This window comes from Streptomyces sp. NBC_00582 (assembly GCF_036345155.1).
Classification (GTDB): domain Bacteria; phylum Actinomycetota; class Actinomycetes; order Streptomycetales; family Streptomycetaceae; genus Streptomyces.
The window spans coordinates 2,369,054-2,389,196 of the sequence record NZ_CP107772.1; the positions used below are offsets into that span (position 1 = coordinate 2,369,054).

Here is a 20,143-nt window from a genome sequence, read left to right on the forward strand (position 1 = left end):
ACGAGGCCAGTCGGTAGGACCTGAGCGCGGAGTGCGCGTCGTCTTCGAGCACGGCCACGAGCCCGGCCTCGGTGGGTCGGCTGGGGTTGCGGGTTATGACGCGCTCGGAGGCACCGACGGCTTGGGCGGTGCCACGCGGGTCAGTACCTGGGGGGCCGCGATGCAAGCACCATCAGGTCTTGGCGATATCCGGGTGCACCAGTCCTCACCGAAAAGTCTGGCGACGCTGACGCTGAGGCATAGGGCCGTGGAGTAGCGCGGCGTAGTCGGCCTCCGTCTGAGCGGTCTACGCGTTCATGGCGCCGAGCGCGAAGAGGAGCGGAGCGGGGAAACGGAGAGAGCGAAGTGCGGATTTCGGCAGGTGGGCCTCCTTGGTAGGGACCATGGCGCGAGACAGCTTCCGCATCGCTAGAAGCGTCTCTGACTTGGTGTTTTCCGGGGAGGTTGTACGTTGACATGCCTGCCAGGAGTGGTTCCAGTCCTTCGGGGCTCTTTCGCGTCTGCCGTGGGCGAATCCGATGTCCCTTGCCATCCAATCGAGGCGATTGACAGCGAACACAGACCAGACCAGCGGTCCGCTCCCGCGCCCTTGTGCCAGCAGGTGCGCAGGCCACCGGGGGCAGAAGAGGATCGCGTTCGCCGCGGCACGGGCGGCGGTCTCCCCAGCCAACCTGGGCCTCCAGCGGTCGGCGCGCTCGCCGTGCCCGGACTCGGGCTCAGGACGGCCAGTGGCTGGTCGGCTGTCCAGTGGGCAGCCAGGGTCGGCCAGCCTCGGACCACCAGGACGGGACGGGTGCGCTCTTGTCCAGGGTGGGGCCAGCGGGGAAACGGACGGGCCGACGGCGGGGAGGGCCTGGCTGGCCATGGCCAGGTGAGGTGGCACCGTTCTGCGCGTCGAAAATCGCATGACCAGTGACCCGCGTCACTCAATCATCATTTTCAAGCCAATGTCGGCCTTCGGTCCGCCCCAGCGCCTCAGCCCGCAGATCATGGTCATGCCCTGGGCTGCCTCCCGGAGCGGGGGCTGGTTGTCAGGAGTGTTCAGATAACAGGCAAACTGAGGGCGACGTGAATCGGGCAGTGCGTACGAGGAAGGGCGTGGACTGAGCTCATGACCAAGAGCCCCACTCTGATCGGCCGCTACACGGTGGCACGGGAGCTCGGCTCGGGCGGCATGGGTGAGGTCTACCTTGCGTACTCTCCTGCGGGGTCCCCGGTAGCAGTGAAGGTGATCCGCGGCGACAAGCTGGACCCGGTGACACGGGCGCGCTTCGAGAAGGAAGCGCTGATCGCCCGGACAGTGGTGGGCACCAACCGGGTGGCGCGGTTCCTTGAAGCCGACCCGTACGCAGACCGGCCCTGGCTGGCCATGGAGTACGTGGCCGGACGCACGTTGCTGGCCTGCGTGGACAGCGACGGCACCCTTCCGCTTCCTCTGGTGGCCAGCCTTGGCGCCTTGCTGGCAGAGGGCCTGGATGCCGTGCATCGCGCCGAGCTGCTGCACCGGGACCTGACACCGAAGAACGTCATCATGGGAAGCGAAGGGCCCATAATCATCGACTTCGGGCTGAGCGCGTTCGCTGATGCTGCCCAGGAGTCCCTCTCGCACAGCGGCATGATCATCGGCACAGTGCGCTGCATGCCACCGGAGCAGGCGAGTGGCCATCCGCACGTGACGCCGGCCGCTGACGTGTACGCCCTTGGGACGGTTCTGCTGTACGCGGCTGCCCGGCACTACCCGTATGACGGGTCGCGGTGGGAGGCCATCGTTGCTCAGATCTCCAACGTCGGGATCGCTCCGGATCTCAGTGGTGTGCCCTCTGCGCTGGTGCCGCTGCTGAAGTCGATGCTCGCCTACGCTCCGGAGGACCGGCCGACACTCGATCACGTCGCGGATGCGTGCGCCGGGATCATGGCGGCTTCGGGGATGGCGCCGGCGGACGCGCGGCTCGCCCTGATCGCGCGCTCCACGACGGGGCAGGCATCAGGGCCGTCCGTCGAGCCCTTGTCCCCGGCGGTCGAGAAGGTGATCGCCGAGCAGGCTGCGCTTTTCGAGACGCCGGCCAGCCCTCTCGATGCCCCACCGGGAGCAGGCGAAGCCGCCGAGGCAGGTGAAGACGAGGACCAGCAGGGCTCGCCGACCGAACCGCCCGCGAGTGCACACAAGGAGCCTGCGCCTCCGTCTCGCCCCCGCCGGCCACCCGCGTCCGAGCGGGTGGCCGGGGAGCTACGGGCGGCCTACGCAGCGGGGGCGGAACTCTGACCACGGGCGCTGTCGGTGCCCGGTGGGAAGCTGATGCGACAGGTGTGTACGGCGCCGGGCCCGGCGCCGTATGTATCTGCTGAACGATGAGCGGCAGCCGGTGCTGCCGGTGATGGAACGGAGCGGACGTTGAGCGTCGAGACTGGGGCCGCGGGCGGCCAGGGCGATGCAGTGTGGGACGCCTGGAAGCCCGATGAGCTGCCAGCGGGCGGACAAGGCCGGTCGTCGGCCGGCTACGCACCAGGGGCTCAGGTACTGATCCGCGACGAACTGTGGCTGGTGCGCAAGGTCACCAATACCCGGCATGACGGGTGGATGGTCGATGTCACCGGCGTCTCCTCATTCGTCCGCGGCACCGACGCCGTGTTCTACGACCGGCTGGACGACATCCAGGTACTCGATCCCCGCGAGACACAGCTCGTGGCCGACGATTCCCCCAACCACCGGCGGGCCCGGTTGTTCCTCGAAGCGGTGATGCGCAAGACGTATCTGCCGCAGACCGAACACGGCCTGGCCCTCTGCGACGGCTTTCTGATGGACCAGCAGGTCCATCAGTTGCGGCCGGCGGAGCTGGCGCTGTCCATGAAGAACCCGCAACCGCGGATCCTGATCGCGGACGTGGTGGGCCTCGGCAAGACCCTGGAGATCGGCGTGCTGCTGGCCGAGCTCATCCGGCGAGGGCGCGGTGAGCGGATCCTGGTGGTCACCCCGCAGCATGTGCTGGAGCAGTTCCAGCGTGAGCTGTGGACCCGGTTCGCGATCCCGCTCGTGCGACTGGATTCGACCGGCATCCAACGCGTACAGCAGGAGATCCCGGCGGGACGCAATCCGTTCTCCTATTTCAAGCGCGCGATCATCTCCGTGGACACGCTGAAGAGCGATGTCTACGCCCATCATCTGGAACACACCGACTGGGATGCGGTCGTCATCGACGAATCGCACAACCTCGTCAACCGGGGCACAAAGAACAATGCGCTGGCCCGGCTGCTGGCGCAGAAGACCGACGCCCTCGTCCTCGCCTCAGCCACACCACACAACGGCGACGCTGCCTCGTTCGCCGAGCTGATCAAGATGCTGGACGAGGCAGCGATCGCCGATCCGTCCAAGTACGAGGTGAAGGACCTCGAGCACCTTTACATCCGGCGGACGAAGACGACCCCTGAGGTGCGCGAAGGGCTTAAGGGCGCGTGGGCGGACCGTGGCCCCTCGCAGCCCCTGCACGTGCCGGCCGGGGAAAAAGAGCTCGCCGTCTTCAAGGAGCTAGCCGCGCACTGGATCCCCGCCGACCCTGCGGCGCCGTCCGCGAGCACCTATCCCCTCGTCCCCTACCAGCTGCTGAAGTCGTTCCTGTCCTCGCACCGGGCCCTGCTGGAAACCATCAAGACTCGCCTGAAGAACCTGGACAAGCCGCCGGCCGAGAAGTCGGCCCCCAACGCCAAGCGCAAGACGCGTCCGGTCGACCCCGCCGTCCGAGAAGCGGCCCGCAAGGCGGAACGAGCCGCTCTGGTCGAGCTGCAGGCTCTTGCCGAGCAGATCCAGGACGAGGACTCGGCGAAACTCGCCGCGCTGCTGAAGGAGCTGCGCGCGATGGGTGTCGGACCCGGTTCCGACACCCGGGTCGTGGTGTTCTCCGAGCGCATCCCGACCCTGAAGTGGCTGGCTGAGACGGTGCCGGCGGCTCTGGGCTTTCCCCGTAGCGCCAGTACGGACGAGAGCAAGCCCTGGCTGGGCTTCGGCGGAGCGGTGCAGGTCATGCACGGCGATGCCACCACCGACGAGGAACAGACCGACATCGTCGAGAAGTTCGGGTTGCGCGATGACCCGGTGCGCATCCTGTTCACCGGTGACGTCGCCTCGGAAGGCGTCAACCTGCACCAGCAGTGCCACCTGCTGATCCACTACGACCTTCCGTGGTCCCTGATCCGCATCGAGCAGCGCAACGGCCGCATCGACCGCTACGGACAGGAACACCAGCCCCAGTTCCGGGCGCTGATCCTCACCAGCGACGTCCCGTGGCGCACCGACGAAGCCACCGGCCAGCCGCGCACGCTGGATGACCGTCTGGTCGGCGAGAAGCTCCTGAAGCGCGAGGAGGAAGCACACAAGATCGAGGGGTCGGCCGAGGCCGTCACTGGCCTGTACCGGGCGCAGGAGGAGGAGAACCGCCTCACTCAGGACCTGATCGCCGGCCGGACCGTCGAGGATTCGATCAAGCAGTCCCAGCAAAGTGGTGCTGCCTTCCTGACGGGCCTCCTCGGTCAGGTCGGTGCCGTCTCCGAGCACCCCGAGGTGCCCCGCGCGGTGGTCCCCAAGCTCTTCCGGTCCACGGCCGACTACTTCGACGAGGCGCTTCGGCAGATCTGTCATCCCAATCCCGAGGATCAGTTGTCGTTGCTGCGCTACGAGGACGGCACGATCGCGTTCGAGCCCCCGCGTGACCTGCTGTACCGGCTGAAGTCGCTGCCCAAGTCCTACCTGGACGAGCAGCGGATCCTGCCGCGCAAGAACGAGAAGGGCCGGATGCGCATCACCTTCTCCAAGACGCTCGCCAGTGCGCGGCTGAAGGCTGCGCGGGATTCCTCCAAGTCGCAGTGGCCCAACGTGTCCTACGTGACCGATGTGCACCCGGTGCTGGACTGGCTCACCGACAAGGTGCTCGTGCAGGTCGGCCGCCACCAGGCGCCGGTGCTCGCAGCCGCCGTGGACCGCCCGGTCTTCCTGGTCCAGGGCATCTACTCCAACGCGGTGGGCCGCCCCACAGTCGTCGAGTGGATGGCCGTCACCGGTCTCCCCGACGCCCCAGATACCAAGCCGCTGACCGCGCAGCTGCTGGAAGACTATGGTGTCGGCCCGAATATGCCGGGCCGCGCCACTCCGCGTGACCTGCCGGGGCTTACCGAACTCGTGCCTGCCGCCATCGACGAGGCCGAGCGCTTCCTCAAGAGCAGGGAAGAGGACTACAAGCTCCAGATCGATAAGACGCTCGCTCCTTACCGCAAGCGCGTCACCCACTGGAAACAGGAAGCCCTCTTCGCTGGCACACGCCGCGACAAGCAGGATGTCGACCTGGCCGCCAGCCGCCGCCTGAGCCTGGTCAAGTCCCTGGAAACAGCAGGCGAACCGATGCTGCGCTTGCTGGCCGTCCTGGAACCGCACGCCGCCACCGCAGGGGACACCGCACGATGAGCACCGACTTCGACTCCTTCACCAACCGCGGCGAGTACCTGTCCGCGCACTACTTCGCCGAGCAACTCGGCACCGACCTCAAGAAGGGCCTGTTCGCCACCTGGACCATGCGCGAGGGCGACGACAACGACCCACGCAAGACCCCCCGCGAACATCTGCGCACCCTGCGGAGCGCATACCACACCCCGGAAGTCCGCGGCTACTTCGCCGAAACCACCCAGAGCGACGCGAACGACGAATCCCGGCTGCGCACCTACGACAACCCTGAGTGGACCAAGCGGCTGGCCTCCTGGCACCAGGACGTCCTCAAGGCCCTCGGCTACGAGCCTGCCCCCGGCGAACTCACCGTCCACCGCGCCGGCCGCGAACACACTCTGCCCGTTGCCTACCACGGCCACGGCATCGTCGCGATCGACTGCGGATGGGCCGCCGACAACGACGCCGCCCTCAACCCCGACGGGCCTGGACGTCTGTTGTCGCCTCAACGCGTGAGCAGCAGTGAAACCTACGAGACCGGGGCGGCCTTGGCCTCCTGGCTGTTCCAGAGCGAGATCGGTAAACCCGGCGGTCCGCACCCGCGGTTCGTCCTGCTCCTCCACGGTGGGGTGCTCCTGCTCGCCGACCGCAGCGCCTGGAACGAAGGCCGCTACCTGGCCGTCAACCTCGACGCCGCTCTGGAGCGCAACGACCGCAGCCAGCAAGGCGAGCTCGCCACCATCGCCGCCCTGTTCAGCCTGGAAATGCTCCGGCCCGGCGAGAACGACCAGACCCGCCCCATCGACGTGCTCCTCAAGTCCTCCAGCGCCAACGCCGCCGGTGTCTCCGGCGAACTGCGCTATGGCCTGCAGCGCTCGGTCGAAATCATCGCCAACGAAGTCCTACGGCGAATGGCCGAGCCGCGAAACAACGTCACCCCGGCCGACATCGAAAGCCCCAAAATCCCGTTCCCCCGGGAACTCACTCGCGAAGCCCTGCGCTACCTCTACCGCATCCTCTTCCTCCTGTACGCCGAAGCCCGCCCCGAACTCGGCATCCTCCCCGCCGACGCCGACACCTACGAGGCCGGCTACTCCATGGCCCGACTGCGCGAACTGGTGGCCACCGACGAGGAGCTCATCGACGAGGAGGCCAAGAACGGATTCCACCTCTTCCAGTCCCTCGACGTCCTGTTCAACAAGGTCAACTTCGGCCACCGCCCATACGGCGCCGAAGCCGACGACGACCAGCCCGGCGACGACGAAGCGACCCGCAAGGCCAAGGCTGACCGCCGCAGCGAGGACCGTTTCGGCCTGCGCTTCGAGCCCCTGCGCAGCGAACTCTTCGAACCCGCCGCCATCCGCCTCATCGGCCGCGGCGTGCTGGACCCGAACAGCGATGACGAGACCAACCCTCGCTGGCTCGACCTGCGTCTGCGTAACGCTGCCCTCCACGAAGTGCTGCGCCTACTGACCATGAAGAAGGGCAAACGCGGCGAGCGAGGCGGCTTCATCTCCTACCGCAACCTCGGCATCAACCAGCTCGGCGCGGTATACGAGGGCCTGATGTCCTACACCGGCATCATCGCCGACGAGGAACTGTGCGAGGTCGCCAAGGGCGGCGACCCTGAGAAGGGCTCCTGGCTCATCCCCTCACACCGCCAGGACCAGTACCCCGACAAGACCCTCGTCCACTACAACGAGGACGACGCCCGCAAGGGCCTGCGCGGAGTGAAGAAATACGCGAAGGGCGAGTTCGTCTACCGGCTCGCCGGCCGCGCCCGCGAAACGTCGGCGTCGTACTACACCCCGGAATCGCTGACCGAGGTCACCGTCGAACTCGCCCTCAAGAACCGCCTGGACCAGGAGCGCGACGCCGACGGGAACATCATCAAGACCCGGGCCTCCGAACTCCTCAAGTTCAAGATCTGCGAGCCGGCTCTCGGCTCGGGCGCGTTCTTGAACGAGGCCATCAACCAGGTCGCCGACGAGTACCTGCGCCGCCGCCAGGACGAGTTGGGTACAACCATCCCGACGGCCGATGCCCTCACGGAGAAGCAGAAGGCCAAGGCGTACATTGCCCTGCACAACGCCTACGGAGTGGACCTCAACGCCACCGGCGTCGAACTGGCCGAAGTCTCCCTGTGGCTCAACACCATGCACCCCGGCATGCAAGCCCCCTGGTTCGGCCTCCATCTCCGCCGCGGCAACTCGCTCATCGGCGCCCGACGCGCCGTGTACGCGGGGGACGATGTGGCCTCACCGGACAAGGCGTGGCTTAAGGCCAAAGGCGCCCTGGCACCGACTCGGTTGCCGTTCCTCAAGGACGGCGCGCCGCAGCCGCTGCCTCAGGATGCGGTGCACCAGTTCCTGCTGCCGTGCCCGGGATGGGCCGCAGTCACCGGTTCGAAGGAGGCCAAGGAACTCGCCAAGGAGGGGGTCGAGCAGCTGGCTGCCTGGAAGAAGGGCATCCTCCAGCGCCCCAAGCGCAGCACCGCGCACCTCAACAAGGACGGCAGCCCCAAGCGCGACCCGAAGACCAAGCAGCCGAAGGCCGAAGCGTCGTCGCAGTTCACACGCCTGCGCGATGCCGCCCGGCGGACCGAATTCCTGTGGTCGCTCGTCATCAAGCGCATGCAGATCTCTGAAAAAGAAATCTCGCGCAGGATCGACGTCTGGAAGGCCGATCCGTCCGACCCCGAGTTCGCCTTCATGAAGCGCCCAGAGCAGGCGGTGCCTAAAGAGAAGGTCTTCAAGGACCTCTTCAACACCGTCGACACCCCCTACTGGCGGTTGAAGACGGTCATGGACGCTTGGTGCGGCTTGTGGTTCTGGCCAGCGGATAAGGCAAGCCTGCTGAACGGGACCGACGGCGTCTACACCAAGCCCTCGGATGTCAGCACCGTCGACAGCCTCGCGACGCTCCTCGGGGGCGTGCCGATGCTCGATGGACACCCCCACGGTCAGGCCCCCAAGACCATCCCTGCGCCCGAACCACAGACCGCACCCCGTGTGGTGGAGAACATCGGCTTCTTCGAGGTGGAAAAGGGGCAGAAGACCCTAGAGCACCTTGAACTGACAACCGGCGCTGAAGTCGTCGTTGAGACCAAGGAAATCACGCCCAGGGCCCAGAAGCTGGGGCAGTTGAAGCAGCCCGCACGTCGGCCGGTGATCCCCCTCAAGGACCTGGACGACTGGCTGGACTTCCTGGAAGCGATGCTGGGCACGGCGGAAGTTCCTGAGGGCACCCTCATCGACCAGTTTGAAACGCTCGACGAGCTCAAGGAGTACGAGCGAACGCTCCCTGACTTCATGGGCATGGACACCGTCAATCCCGAACAGCGTTTCCCGTGGCTGCATACGGTGCGCGAGATCGCCGCGAGCCAGGGGTTCCTGCACTGGGAGCTGGAGTTCGCGCTCGTCTTCGCCCAGGGAGGCGGTTTCGACCTCCAGGTGGGGAACCCGCCGTGGGTAAGGCCACAGTGGAAGGAGGACTCCGTCCTCGCCGAGTACGAGCCGTGGTTCATGCTCACGGAAAAGCCGCCGGTAGCAGAGAAAAGACGGCGGCGTACAGCCGAACTGGCCAGGCCCGAGGTAGCCGCCTACCTGCTCGGAGAGGTGACCTCGACGCTCACCACCGCTGACTTCCTCTCATCGCCACAGATGTACCCCCTGATTACAGGAAGCAAGCCCGATCTCTACCGTGCCTTCATGTGCCAAACCTGGGATCACACCGCTGCGGGCGGCAGCGTCGGGCTCATCCACCCAGATACGCACTTCAGCGGCGAGAAAGAAGCAGCTCTCCGGGAGGCCGCGTATCAGCGACTTCGTGTCCATGCCGACTTCGTCAATGCGGGCAACAGGTTCTTTCCGCCCCCAGTCGGCCGATCCAGCCACTTTGGGGTGCATGTTTACGGAGAGCAGGGTGAGATCGCCTTCGACCATCTGTCGTGGCTTTTCTCCGTCGACGCCCTGCGCCTGTCAAGCACGCAGGATGGCAGTGGTGACGCACCCGGGGTGAAGTACCGCGGAGACTGGGACGAGAGGCCGCATAGGCAGCGCGTTATCCGGGTCACTCCACAGACACTGGGCCGGTGGCAGCGACTGTCCGGGGAGTGGGACGTCCCCGTCGAACGCACCCGACTCCTGACCCCTGTGAGTACGGCAGAAGACGCCGCTATCGACGCGCTGGCCGGGTACCCACTGCGGCTGAGGGACCTGAAGCCTCAAATCACAATCGGTTTCGATGAGGGAGCCGCAAAGAAGTCCCAGTGGGGCCCCTCGAAGAACACACCTCTGATCGACTACAACACGCACCAGGCGGGGCGTGAGGACTACCGGGCTGACACCTGGAACGAGGTCATCCTCAAGGGCCCCCAGTTGGGTGTGGCTAACCCGCTCTTCAAACAGCCTAGTCAGGGCAGCGGCGAAGTACACGGGCTCGACCATGCGCAGCTACCTTCTGATGCTGTGCCGGAGTCCGAGTATCGACAGGTGGCTGACGACGACACGTACCGCACCGCGCAGGACCGGTGGCTTGATCACGCTCAGTTGAGGGCGCTACGCGAATCAGCGGCGGAGACGAAGGCCGCCAGGAGGCGGCTCGCAGAGGCGCTAAAGGTTTCGGAGACGGAGATCACCGATGAGGCGGTGGACGCTGAGCTCGTCGCCAGGTCGACGAGGCCGTATACGGAGTTCTACCGCCTGGCGTGGCGACGTCAGATCGCTCCTGACACAGAGAGAGCACTGTTCGCAGCGGTCATTCCCCCAGGCCCCGCACATGTCCACATGGTCCAGAGCCTGGCCATGCCCAGTCCTGGCATGACGGCCTTGGCCGCGGGCTTTTGGGCGGCCCTCCCTCTCGACTACTTCCTACGCACCACGGGCCGAGGAGATCTCCAAACTACAGGTGCGCGCCTCATGCCAGCGCCTCAGGATGACCATCCCCTTGCTTCCGCCCTCCTTCTCCGCACTCTCCGCCTCAACTGCCTCACCACCGCTTACGCCGACCTGTGGCAGGAGCTCTACGACCCCACCTGGGCCGGAGCCGAGCCGTGGGCCCGTCCCTGGGAGGGCATGGAGACGGAACTCCACGCTGTAACGCCTGAGTGGCTACGTGACACTCCACTCCGTTCGGAGTACGCCCGGCGTGCAGCGCTAGTTGAGGTCGACGCCCTCGTCGCCGTGTGGCTCGGCATCAACGCCGACACCCTGGTCACCATGTACCGGGCCCGGTTCCCGATCATGCAGGACTTCGACCTGGTCACGTGGTTCGACGCCAATGAGCGGAAGATCGCCGGTGATCGGTACACCTACGGGCATGGGCAAGTCAAGGAACACTGGCAGCAGTTCCAGGCGTATCTGAAGGACCCGGACAACGAGTCGCCGCCCGAGGGGTACACCGCTCCCTTCTACAAGGCGGATCGCGAGTCGGAGATGCGGGAAGCGCACGCAGTGTTCCAGGCGCGGCTGGATGCCGCGGTCGCCCGCGGTGAGTGGGACCCGGAGAAGCAGGAGGTGCCGAAGCCGTGAGGCCGACGCTGGAGGCGCGGGGGCTCAAGGAGAGCCTGCTGCAGTACCTGTCGACGACGTACGCGCTGACGGACGAGGGGGCGCGTGAGGCGCTGCACCGGTTCCTCGGGGACGAGACGTCGGGGATGTTCCGGGGCCCGTTCCTGAGGATCCGTACGCCGTTCACGGTCGCCGGTGAGGAATGGCGCGCGCACCTGGAGTGGCAGCGGGAGGGCTGGACGCCGTACGCCCACCAGGCTGCGGCCTTCGCGCGGTTGACGTCGGCGAACGGGCACACGCCGCAGCCGACACTGGTGACCACGGGCACGGGCTCGGGCAAGACGGAATCGTTCCTGTACCCGGTGCTGGATCACTGCCGCCGGGAGCAGGCGGCGGGCAAGACCGGCATCAAGGCGGTCTTCCTGTATCCGATGAACGCGCTTGCCACCGACCAGGCACAGCGCATCAACGAACTGCTCACCGAGAACGAGACGGAGCTCGGCAAGCTGTCGGCGGGTCTGTATATCGGGGACCGGGCGGCGACTCGGTACGAGAAGGTCTACACGCGGCGCTCGGACATGCAGCTCTCGCCGCCGGACATCCTGATCACGAATTACAAGATGCTGGATCTGCTGCTGCAGCGTTCGGAGGATGCCCCGCTGTGGCGGGATGCGGACATCCGCTATGTGGTGGTGGATGAGTTCCACACCTACGACGGCGCGCAGGGCACCGATGTGGCGATGCTGCTGCGTCGGCTCGCCGCCGCGGTGGGCGCGGCTGAGGAGGGCCGGCCTCTTGGTCGTATCTGCCCGGTGGCGACGTCGGCGACGCTCGCGTCGGGGACCGACCGTGCGGGGATGGCCAGCCTGCTGGAGGTCGCGACGCAGGTCTTCGGCACGGAGTTCAGCGCCGAGTCCATCGTCGGGGAAGACCGGCTGTCGGTGGAGGAGTTCATCCCGCTGACAGAGATCAAGATGCAGCCGCAGCCGACGCCGGACGAGCTGCTGGCGCTGCCCGATCCCACCACGGGTGATGAGGCCCTGTTGGACCTTATCGAGGCCGTGACCGGGGTGCGTGATCCGGACCCGCTCGTGCTGGGCGACAACCTGAAGCGTCATTTGTTCACCCGAGCGATCATGCATGGGCTGGGTGGTGAGGTCAGGACCAGCGCCGAGGTGCTGGACGTCATGTGGCGCGCCGGGGCGGCCGGCTGGTCGGAGGCGGTGGCCAGCAGGCCGGAGCAGGCGGCCGAGGCACTGGCCCGTTTCGTGGCCCTGCTCTCCTACGCCCGCGACCCCGAGTCCAAGCCGGGGGAGCCGCGTCCCTTTGTGCATCTCGAGGTACATCAGTGGGCCCGCTCGGTGACCCGGCTGCTGCGCGGCGTGCTGCCGTGGCCGAAGGCGGAATTCCGCTGGGATATGGCGGGCATGACGGATGCCGGTGCGGCGGACAGCAACCGCATGGCGCCGGTGACCACGGCGACGTCGGGGCAGAGCGCGAATCTGTTCCTGCCGGCGATCTACTGCCGGGACTGCGGGCGGTCCGGGTGGGCGGTGTTCTCGCCGGAGAGTGACGACCACGACGTCCAGTTCGACACCTACAAGATCCGTCGCGCCTCGACCGGGCAGGACAAGATCCGGGTGCGGAACCTGATCGCGGCCTCCGACCAGGAGGCCCGCGAGGGGTCCGGGGCGGCGCCGATGCCGGCCAGTGGCCGAAGCGGCAGGGGCGCCTCTCCTGCGCTGCAGGGGGCGGGCGGGATGCTGATGGTGCTGGACGGGGCACGCAAGCGGCTGCGGCTGCCCGATCCGCTCAACGACTACGACAAGGACACCAAGGAACCCCGCCTCACGGCCCGGGACTCGGCGTTCGTTCTGGTCCACTTCGGGGCGACCGCGAATACCGCGGCCAGGGAAGACTGGTGCCCAGCATGCGGTGAGCGCAACGCGATTCGCTACCTGGGTACGGGTGCGGCGGCGATGGCGGCGGCGTCGATCACGCGGCTGTTCACGGGCGGGGAGCTCGACAAGAAGCTGCGCGAGGACAAAACGCTGATGTTCAACGACTCGGTGCAGGATGCCGCGCACCGGGCCGGGTTCGTCGCCAACCGTTCGTACACCTTCTCGCTGCGCGCCCTGCTGGCCCGGCACCTGCGCCACGATGTCCCCACGGCGCTGAACGACTTGATCGCGAACGTGGTGCAGGCAACCACCGACAAGGACACGTTGTCCGCCGTGGTGCCCCCGGATCTGCACGGTTTCAAGGGGGTGGACCGTCTGCTGTCCGGACAGGGTCGCGGCGGCGACCTGAAGACGTGGCGGCTGATCGGCCAGCGGCTGGCCTTCGAAGCGCTGATGGAGTTCGGATTCCGCTCCCGCAACGGCCGCACGCTGGAATTGACCCGGACCGCTGCGGCCCAGGTACGGATCGAGGATCCGGCCGCGGCGGTGGCCCTGGTCAAGCGCGTCCACGAGGAGTGCAACCGCACCGACCTGACCTTGGTTGAGCAGAGCGACGACCGGTATCTGGCGTTCCTGCGGGTTTTCCTGGAGCGGCTGCGTACCCGGGGGGCGGTGTCCCACAAGTGGCTGGACAAGTACGTGGATGAGGCGGGCACCACCCGCTATTTCATCTGGGGCAATCGTCCGCCGGGCATGCGGGCCTTCCCCAGGGGTGTGGCGGCACCAGTGTTCCTGCTGGGCCAGCCCAAGGACCGCAGCGAGTTCGACTTCGCCACCGGCCGACTGTCCTGGTACGAGCGGTGGGCCGGGCGCTGCCTGGATGTGCCACGAGAGGTGGCGCCGGAGTTCTGGAGCCGTCTGCTGCCGGAGCTGGCCGGGGCCGGGCTGCTGTCGGCGCGCACCCCGAACGACAGCTCACTGCGCGTCTACGGGCTCAAGCCGGGCAACATCGAGGCCCTGCTGCTGGACGACGAGCAGGTGCGGCACTCCTATGTGCGATGCCCGGTGTGCTTCTGGGAGCAGACGGTCCACCCGACGCTGCTGGATCAGTGGCATGACCAGCCGTGCCCCTCCTACCGGTGCCGTCGAGGCCGGTTGGTGGCCGGTGACCGGCCCGAGGCCCTCGGAGTCCATCACCGCGACCGGGACTACACCCGGGACTACTACCGGCGCCTGTACCGGAAGGCGGGGCCATATCAGGTGGTCGTCGCCGAGCACACGGGGATGCTTACCCGGGCGCAGCGGGAGAAAGTGGAGGAGGCGTTCAAGCGCGGCGGGGGCTTCAAAGACCCCAACGTGCTCTCCTGCACCCCCACGCTGGAGATGGGCATCGACATCGGCGACCTGTCCGCGGTGGTGCTGGCCGCGCTCCCGCGCCGGCCGGCCAACTACGCCCAGCAGGTCGGCCGGGCCGGGCGCCGGACCGGCAATGCGTTCTTGCTGACCATCCCCGACCGGCGCCGTCGCGACCTGTACTTCCTGGAACGTCCCAAGGACCTGATCGCGGGCACGATCGTGCCGCCGGGCTGTTATCTGTCCGCAGTGGAGATCCTGCGCCGCCAGTACCTGGCGCACCTGCTGGACCTCGCCGCAGCGGGACAGCTCGTGCGGGCGGACGGCATTGTGCTGCGCGCGATCCCGAACAAGGCGCCCGCCCTGTTCGGCCCGTCGGGCTACCTGATCGACCTGGTGGAACTGGCCATCGCCCAAGGCGAGGTCCTCGTCGACAGGTTCCTGAAGATGTTCCCCGCCGGCATCAGCGACCAGGCCAAGGCCGATCTCAAGGCGTATGCGACACACGGCTTGCGCGGCAGGGTGGAGGAAGCCGAACGCGAGTGGCGCCGCGGCCAAGAGGCGCTGCGGGCGCGCCTTCGGGAGATCGATGACGCTCACGGCGAGCTGCACGACACCGATCCCGAACAGGCACGGCAGAAAGCCGAGCTGGACGCCGAGCGGCGCGGCGTGGGCAAGCGGCTCCTGGACCTGGGTGAGACGCCGGCGCAGAGCGCGCTGTGCGACCTGGGCCTGCTGCCCAACTATGCGCTGATCGACTCGACGACCACCTTGTCCGCGACTTTGTACGGGGAGGAGGGGATCGACCCCAGGACGGGGAAGGTGGTGTTCACCTCCACGACCACCGCCTACGAGCGACCGCGCCGCTACGCCCTCCAGGAGCTGGCCCCCGGCAATACCTTCTACGTCAACGGTTACCGGCACGAGATCACCGGGCTGGAGATCTCCACGGGCGGCGGGCAGGCGTGGCGCACCTGGCGCGTGTGCCCGGGCTGCGGATACGTGCGCACCGAGGACGCCGCCACCGACCGCTCGCCCTGCCCGCGCTGCGCCACCAGCCATATCGCGGACGACGGCTCGTGCCTTTTCCAGATCGTCGAGCCGACCACCGTGACGTCCAGGGGCAAGCGGGACGACGCCCGGATCCGCGACGACAAGGACGACCGCGACCGCCGTTTCTACACGGTGGTGGACGCAGTCGACATCCCCATCGAAGACATCGAACCGGGCTCGTGGCGGCATGCAAAGCAGACCTTCGGCGTCGACTACTGCCGCACCGCCATGATCCGACGGATCAACGTCGGACCGGTCCGCTACGACGCCCCGGCGCGTGACGACTTCGCCGGCCACTATGTGCGGCTGAACCCGTTCCATGTGTGCACGGCGTGCGGCGCGGCGAGCGCGGACGGCAAACCCGTCTTCGACTATGACACCGATGCGCTGAGCTCCTCGGCCGCGCGCACCCCGCAGCTCAAGCACCACCGTCCGTGGTGCCCGCTGCGGCGTGGCAAGCCGGGCGGGGTCACCCAGGAACCGGTACTGCTCGCTCACCAGTTGAAGACCGAGGCCCTGCGGGTGCTGATCCCGGCCGCCACCGCGGACATCGACGCCAAGGTGCAGTCCTTCCGGGCCGCGCTACGGCTCGGGGTCGATCTGCACTTCGGTGGTGACCCCCAGCACCTGGACACCACCGTGTCGTCCATGCCAGACGCCGAGAGCGGTGAACGCCGCTGGTTCCTGGTCCTGTTCGACTCCCTGCCCGGCGGCACCGGCTACCTGGACCGGCTCACCAAGCCGGACGCCTTCCGCGAGACCCTCGCCAAGGCGTACGACCTGCTCAAGCAGTGCCCGTGCCAAGAGGAGCAGCGCCGGGCCTGCCACCGCTGCCTGCACCGCTATGCCCCCGAGCAGTTCCAGGACGTCGTCTCGCGCAACGCGGCCCTGGCCATGCTGGAGTCGCTGCTGTTCACAGGCGAGGGAGAGGACGGCTGGGAGACCACCGAGGTCAGGCACACCGGACTCGTCGGCCTGGACAAGCAGGTCGAATCCGACCTGGAGGCCCGGTTCCTGGCCGCCCTGCGCGGCTGGGTGAGGGTCACCGACGATGCCGCCCTGGACGAGGACGGGCACGCCAGCGGGCATCTGCGCTTCACCAGCGGCTCGGACGTCATGCACTGGCGGCTGACCGCTCAGCAGCAGCTCGAAGGTACCCGGACCGACTTCACCTTCACCCGTGTCGACGGCCCGGCCCAGAGCGTCAAGGTCTATCTCGAAGGATTCCGTTTCCACGCCAGCCGTGAGCACAACCGGATCGCCACCGACGCGGCACAGCGCACCAGGCTGCGCGCCGACGGCGAAGTGGTCTTCCAGGTCACCTGGGCCGACATCGACCTGTTCGAGCAGCGCCCGACCAAATCCACACCGGTCTGGCCGCCCTACCCTGGCACCGCACAGGAACAGGCCAAGGCCGCCTACGAGCAGTACGGCGGACAGCGCGCCCACTTCGCCGAAGCGGTCTTCGCCAACCCGATCGACACGCTGATCGCCTACCTGCGCGACCCCGATCCCGAGCGCTGGGCCCGCCGTGCCCGCGCCCTGGTCACGGGGCTCGTCGCCACCGCCGGCACCACCCAGGTCGCCGCGACCGGGCGGCGCAGCGAACTGGTGACCGCCCTGCGCACACAGCTCGCCACATTCACCGACGGCCAGCGCAACGATGCTCCCCTCGCGCCGGACGCCGCAGGGATCGGCCCCGTCCACGTCTTCCGCACCCAGGACAGCAGCGGGCTGCCGATCCTGTTCACCCTGGACGCCGCCGACCCCGAGAACCCCCGCTGGTCCGCGCTCACGGTCCTGGACAACACGGACGCCGTCCTGGAGACGGAGGAACACAAGCTTCGCTGGCGGTCTTGGCTGTACTGGACCAACATCACGCAGTTCCTGTCCCGGGCCGGCGGCGACGGCGTCCAGCTGGCCACCAGCGACGCCGCCAGCTTCGAAGTCGAAGTCCTCGCCGTGTGCGGCGGGGTCGGTGAACTCGAGTCGCTCAACGGCGTCACCGCTCCCGCCACTGCCCAACCCGCCGTCCTGGAACCGGAACCTGCCGCGGAGACCCCAGCTGCCCCTACCGCGGCACTGCGGGATGCGGCCTGGGACGAGGACATCCTGGAGATCCTGCGCGAGGACCCCAGCGAGGCACCCGAACTCCTGCGCCTCGCCGAAGTCCTTGCCGACCACGGCAAACGCGCACCGGTCTTCGGCTACGAACTGGGCAACAGCGGCTGGCAAGCCGAGTTCGCCTGGGACACCCCCGGCATCAAGATCGCCGTGGTGACGGCCCACCACGGCACGGACGACCCCGAGGCGCAGCGACGCGACGACGCGTACGCCGAGGCCGGCTGGACGGCACGCACCGCCGCCGAATGGCTCGACCACCTCGACGAGCTGCTCCCCCAGCTCCCCGGCACGGAAGGCACCACCCGATGACCGCCCGGCTCAGCCTGTACCGCAAGGCCGAACAGGAGCTCCACAAGCTCGATCTCTCGATCAAGACCGACTTCTACGACTTCTGCCACGCCTTCCGGGAAAACCCCGACCAGCCAGGGCTGGTCAAGCGGAAGCTCAAGGGTGATTCCCGGATCTACCGCGCCGAGATCAACCAGCACTACCGGGCGCTTCTGACCCGCACCGGCATCGACGCGGACGGCACCGAGGACTGGCTGATCATTGCCGTCCGCCACCGCCGAGACGTCTACGAAGAGCTCCAGGTCGCCGTCAACCGTGTCACCGGCGAGATCGAGTTCGTCGACCTCGCGGTCGTCGGGGACAGCGCCCTGCGCCGCGCCGGCATCACCCTGACCCCCGCCGAACCGGACCACACGCCCAAGCCTCCCGTCGCCGAACCTGCGCAGCCCGAGGCCGCGCCCGCGCTGCTCGCCGGGTACAGCGCCGACGACCTGCGCGGGCTGGGCGTTGCCGACCAGCTCATCGACCTGGCACTCACCGTCACCGACAGCCAGGAGCTCGATCAGCTGGTCGAGGGCGCCCCCCTGCTGTCCAAGGACATCCTGTACGGCCTCGCCGCCGGCATGGGCATCGACGAGGTCCGCAAGGAAATCACCGCGCCAGTCGAACTCCGCCAGGAGCCCGACCCCGACGACTTCGCAGCCGCCCTTACCCGCACCAAGGTCACCACGGTCGACGACGCGGTACAGGCCGTCATCGAGGAAGGCGACTTCCGTGCCTGGAAGGTCTTCCTCCACCCCACGCAGGAACGCATCGTCCACCGCCACTACAACGGCCCCGCCCGCGTCTCCGGCGGCCCCGGCACCGGCAAGACCATCGTTGCCCTGCACCGGGTCAAACATCTCGCCGAACAGCTGCCCCCCGGGCACAACAAGCCGATCCTGCTGACCACCTTCACCAAGAACCTCACCACCGACCTGCGGCTGCGCCTGGCCTCCCTCGTCGAGCCCGAACTCCTGGCCCGCGTCGACATCGCCCACATCGACCAGCTCGCCTCACGCGTCCTGGGAGAGAACACCGCGCCGGGCCGCGGCAAACAGCGCGTCTACGACAACGTGGCACTCAACGAGATGCGCCAGCTGCTCGCCGAGCTCGACGACCGCCGCTGGGAACCCGAGTTCCTGCTCGAAGAATGGGAACAGGTCATCCTCGGCCAGTCGGTGCCGAACCGCTCCGCCTATTTCCAGGCCCGCCGCGCCGGCCGGGGCCGCGCCCTCACCCGCCCCGAACGCAACCACATCTGGAAACTCATCGAACAGTTCACCGCCCGCCTCGACAAGCTCGGCGTCGAAACCTGGGGACAGGCCGCCGAACGGGCCGCCCGCTACGAGATCGAACGCGCCGCGAAGATCCAGGCCCGCCGCGCGTACAAGGCCGAAGTCGGCGGCAAGGACCTCATCCACCGCGACGACAGTTCCGGCATGCGCTACCTCAACTACCGATACCAGCACATCGTCGTCGACGAGGCCCAGGACCTGCGCCCGGCGCACTGGAAAATGCTGCGCGCCATGGTCGACCCCGACCTGCCCAACGACATGTTCATCGCCGGCGACACCCACCAGCGCATCTACGACCACCAGGTCGCCCTCGGCGCCCTCGGCATCAACATCCGCGGTCGCGCCTCACGCCTGACGCTGAGCTACCGCACCACCAAGGAGATCCTCGCCAAAGCCCTGCGAGTCGTCGAAGACAAACGCGTCACGTACGACGACCTCGACGACGGCACCGACAACCTCGCCGGCTACCGCTCCGTCCTCCACGGCCCCGCCCCCACCTTCACCCCCTACCGCTCCTGGGACGACGAACTCGCAGGACTCGCCACCACCCTGCGTACCTGGCGCGAAGAACTGTCCACTGGCGACAGCGGTGCCTACCGCGACCCCAGCGGCCGAATCGCCGTGTGCGTCGCCGACCGCGACATGGTCAGCCAGACCATGTACTACCTGGTCACCAAGGCAAACATCACCTGCGCCGAACTCACCAAGGACGGGCCCAAAGGCGAGGGCGAGGTCCACGTCGGCACCATGCACCGCTTCAAGGGCCTCGAATACCAAAAGCTCGCCATCGTCGGCGCCAGCGACGGCGTCATCCCGCGCACCAACGTCATCGAGCGCTACCGCACGGACGACCCGCCGCGCTACGAGCGCGAGCAGCGCAAGGCGCGCTCCCTGCTCTTCGTCGCCACCACCCGCGCCCGCGACGCCCTGAACATCAGTTGGCACGGCAAACCCAGCCCGTACCTGCCGGTCTGACAACACAGGCCCTGGCTTTCCACCCTGTCCACTGGCCGTCTCGCACGAGATGGAAGGCTGATCAGAACCACTGAGAAGACGGCCAGTGCTGCTCTCGTTCCCCAGTGAGGTGCCTGGGGCGACCGGGGCAGGGCCGCACGCTCGTTGAGCGTGCAGACAGTGCCGCCCCGTCAAGGG

The 20,143-nt window shown here is 67.6% G+C and carries 5 protein-coding genes; all 5 read left to right on the forward strand.

Features of this window, described 5'->3' with window-relative positions; translation table 11 throughout:
- Positions 1–1,111: 1,111 nt before the first annotated feature.
- A complete protein-coding gene (locus OG852_RS10120) occupies positions 1,112–2,263 on the forward strand; it encodes a serine/threonine-protein kinase (protein ID WP_330347638.1) in 1,152 nt (383 codons plus the stop codon).
- Between the two features lie 129 nt (positions 2,264–2,392).
- The gene (locus tag OG852_RS10125) at positions 2,393–5,449 is read left to right on the forward strand and encodes a DEAD/DEAH box helicase (RefSeq protein ID WP_330347639.1); all 3,057 of its coding nucleotides are present in this window, start codon (positions 2,393–2,395) and stop codon (positions 5,447–5,449) included.
- Positions 5,446–10,956: a hypothetical protein gene (locus OG852_RS10130; protein ID WP_330347640.1), complete on the forward strand. Its 5,511-nt coding sequence runs from the start codon at positions 5,446–5,448 to the stop codon at positions 10,954–10,956. Before OG852_RS10125 ends, OG852_RS10130 begins: the two co-directional genes overlap by 4 nt.
- Entirely contained in the window at positions 10,953–17,675 is a 6,723-nt protein-coding gene (locus tag OG852_RS10135) for a DEAD/DEAH box helicase (protein ID WP_330347641.1), read from the forward strand. The genes OG852_RS10130 and OG852_RS10135 overlap by 4 nt, the downstream gene beginning before the upstream one ends.
- Positions 17,672–19,966, forward strand: coding sequence for a UvrD-helicase domain-containing protein (locus OG852_RS10140; protein WP_330347642.1), 2,295 nt, complete (start codon positions 17,672–17,674; stop codon positions 19,964–19,966). The genes OG852_RS10135 and OG852_RS10140 overlap by 4 nt, the downstream gene beginning before the upstream one ends.
- Positions 19,967–20,143 lie beyond the last annotated feature (177 nt).

Bases quoted from the DNA above. Each gene is read 5' to 3' on its own strand.
- OG852_RS10120 (WP_330347638.1), top strand. From the start codon at position 1,112: ATGACCAAGAGCCCCACTCTGATCGGCCGCTACACGGTGGCACGGGAG.
- OG852_RS10130 (WP_330347640.1), top strand. From the start codon at position 5,446: ATGAGCACCGACTTCGACTCCTTCACCAACCGCGGCGAGTACCTGTCC.
- OG852_RS10140 (WP_330347642.1), top strand. From the start codon at position 17,672: ATGACCGCCCGGCTCAGCCTGTACCGCAAGGCCGAACAGGAGCTCCAC.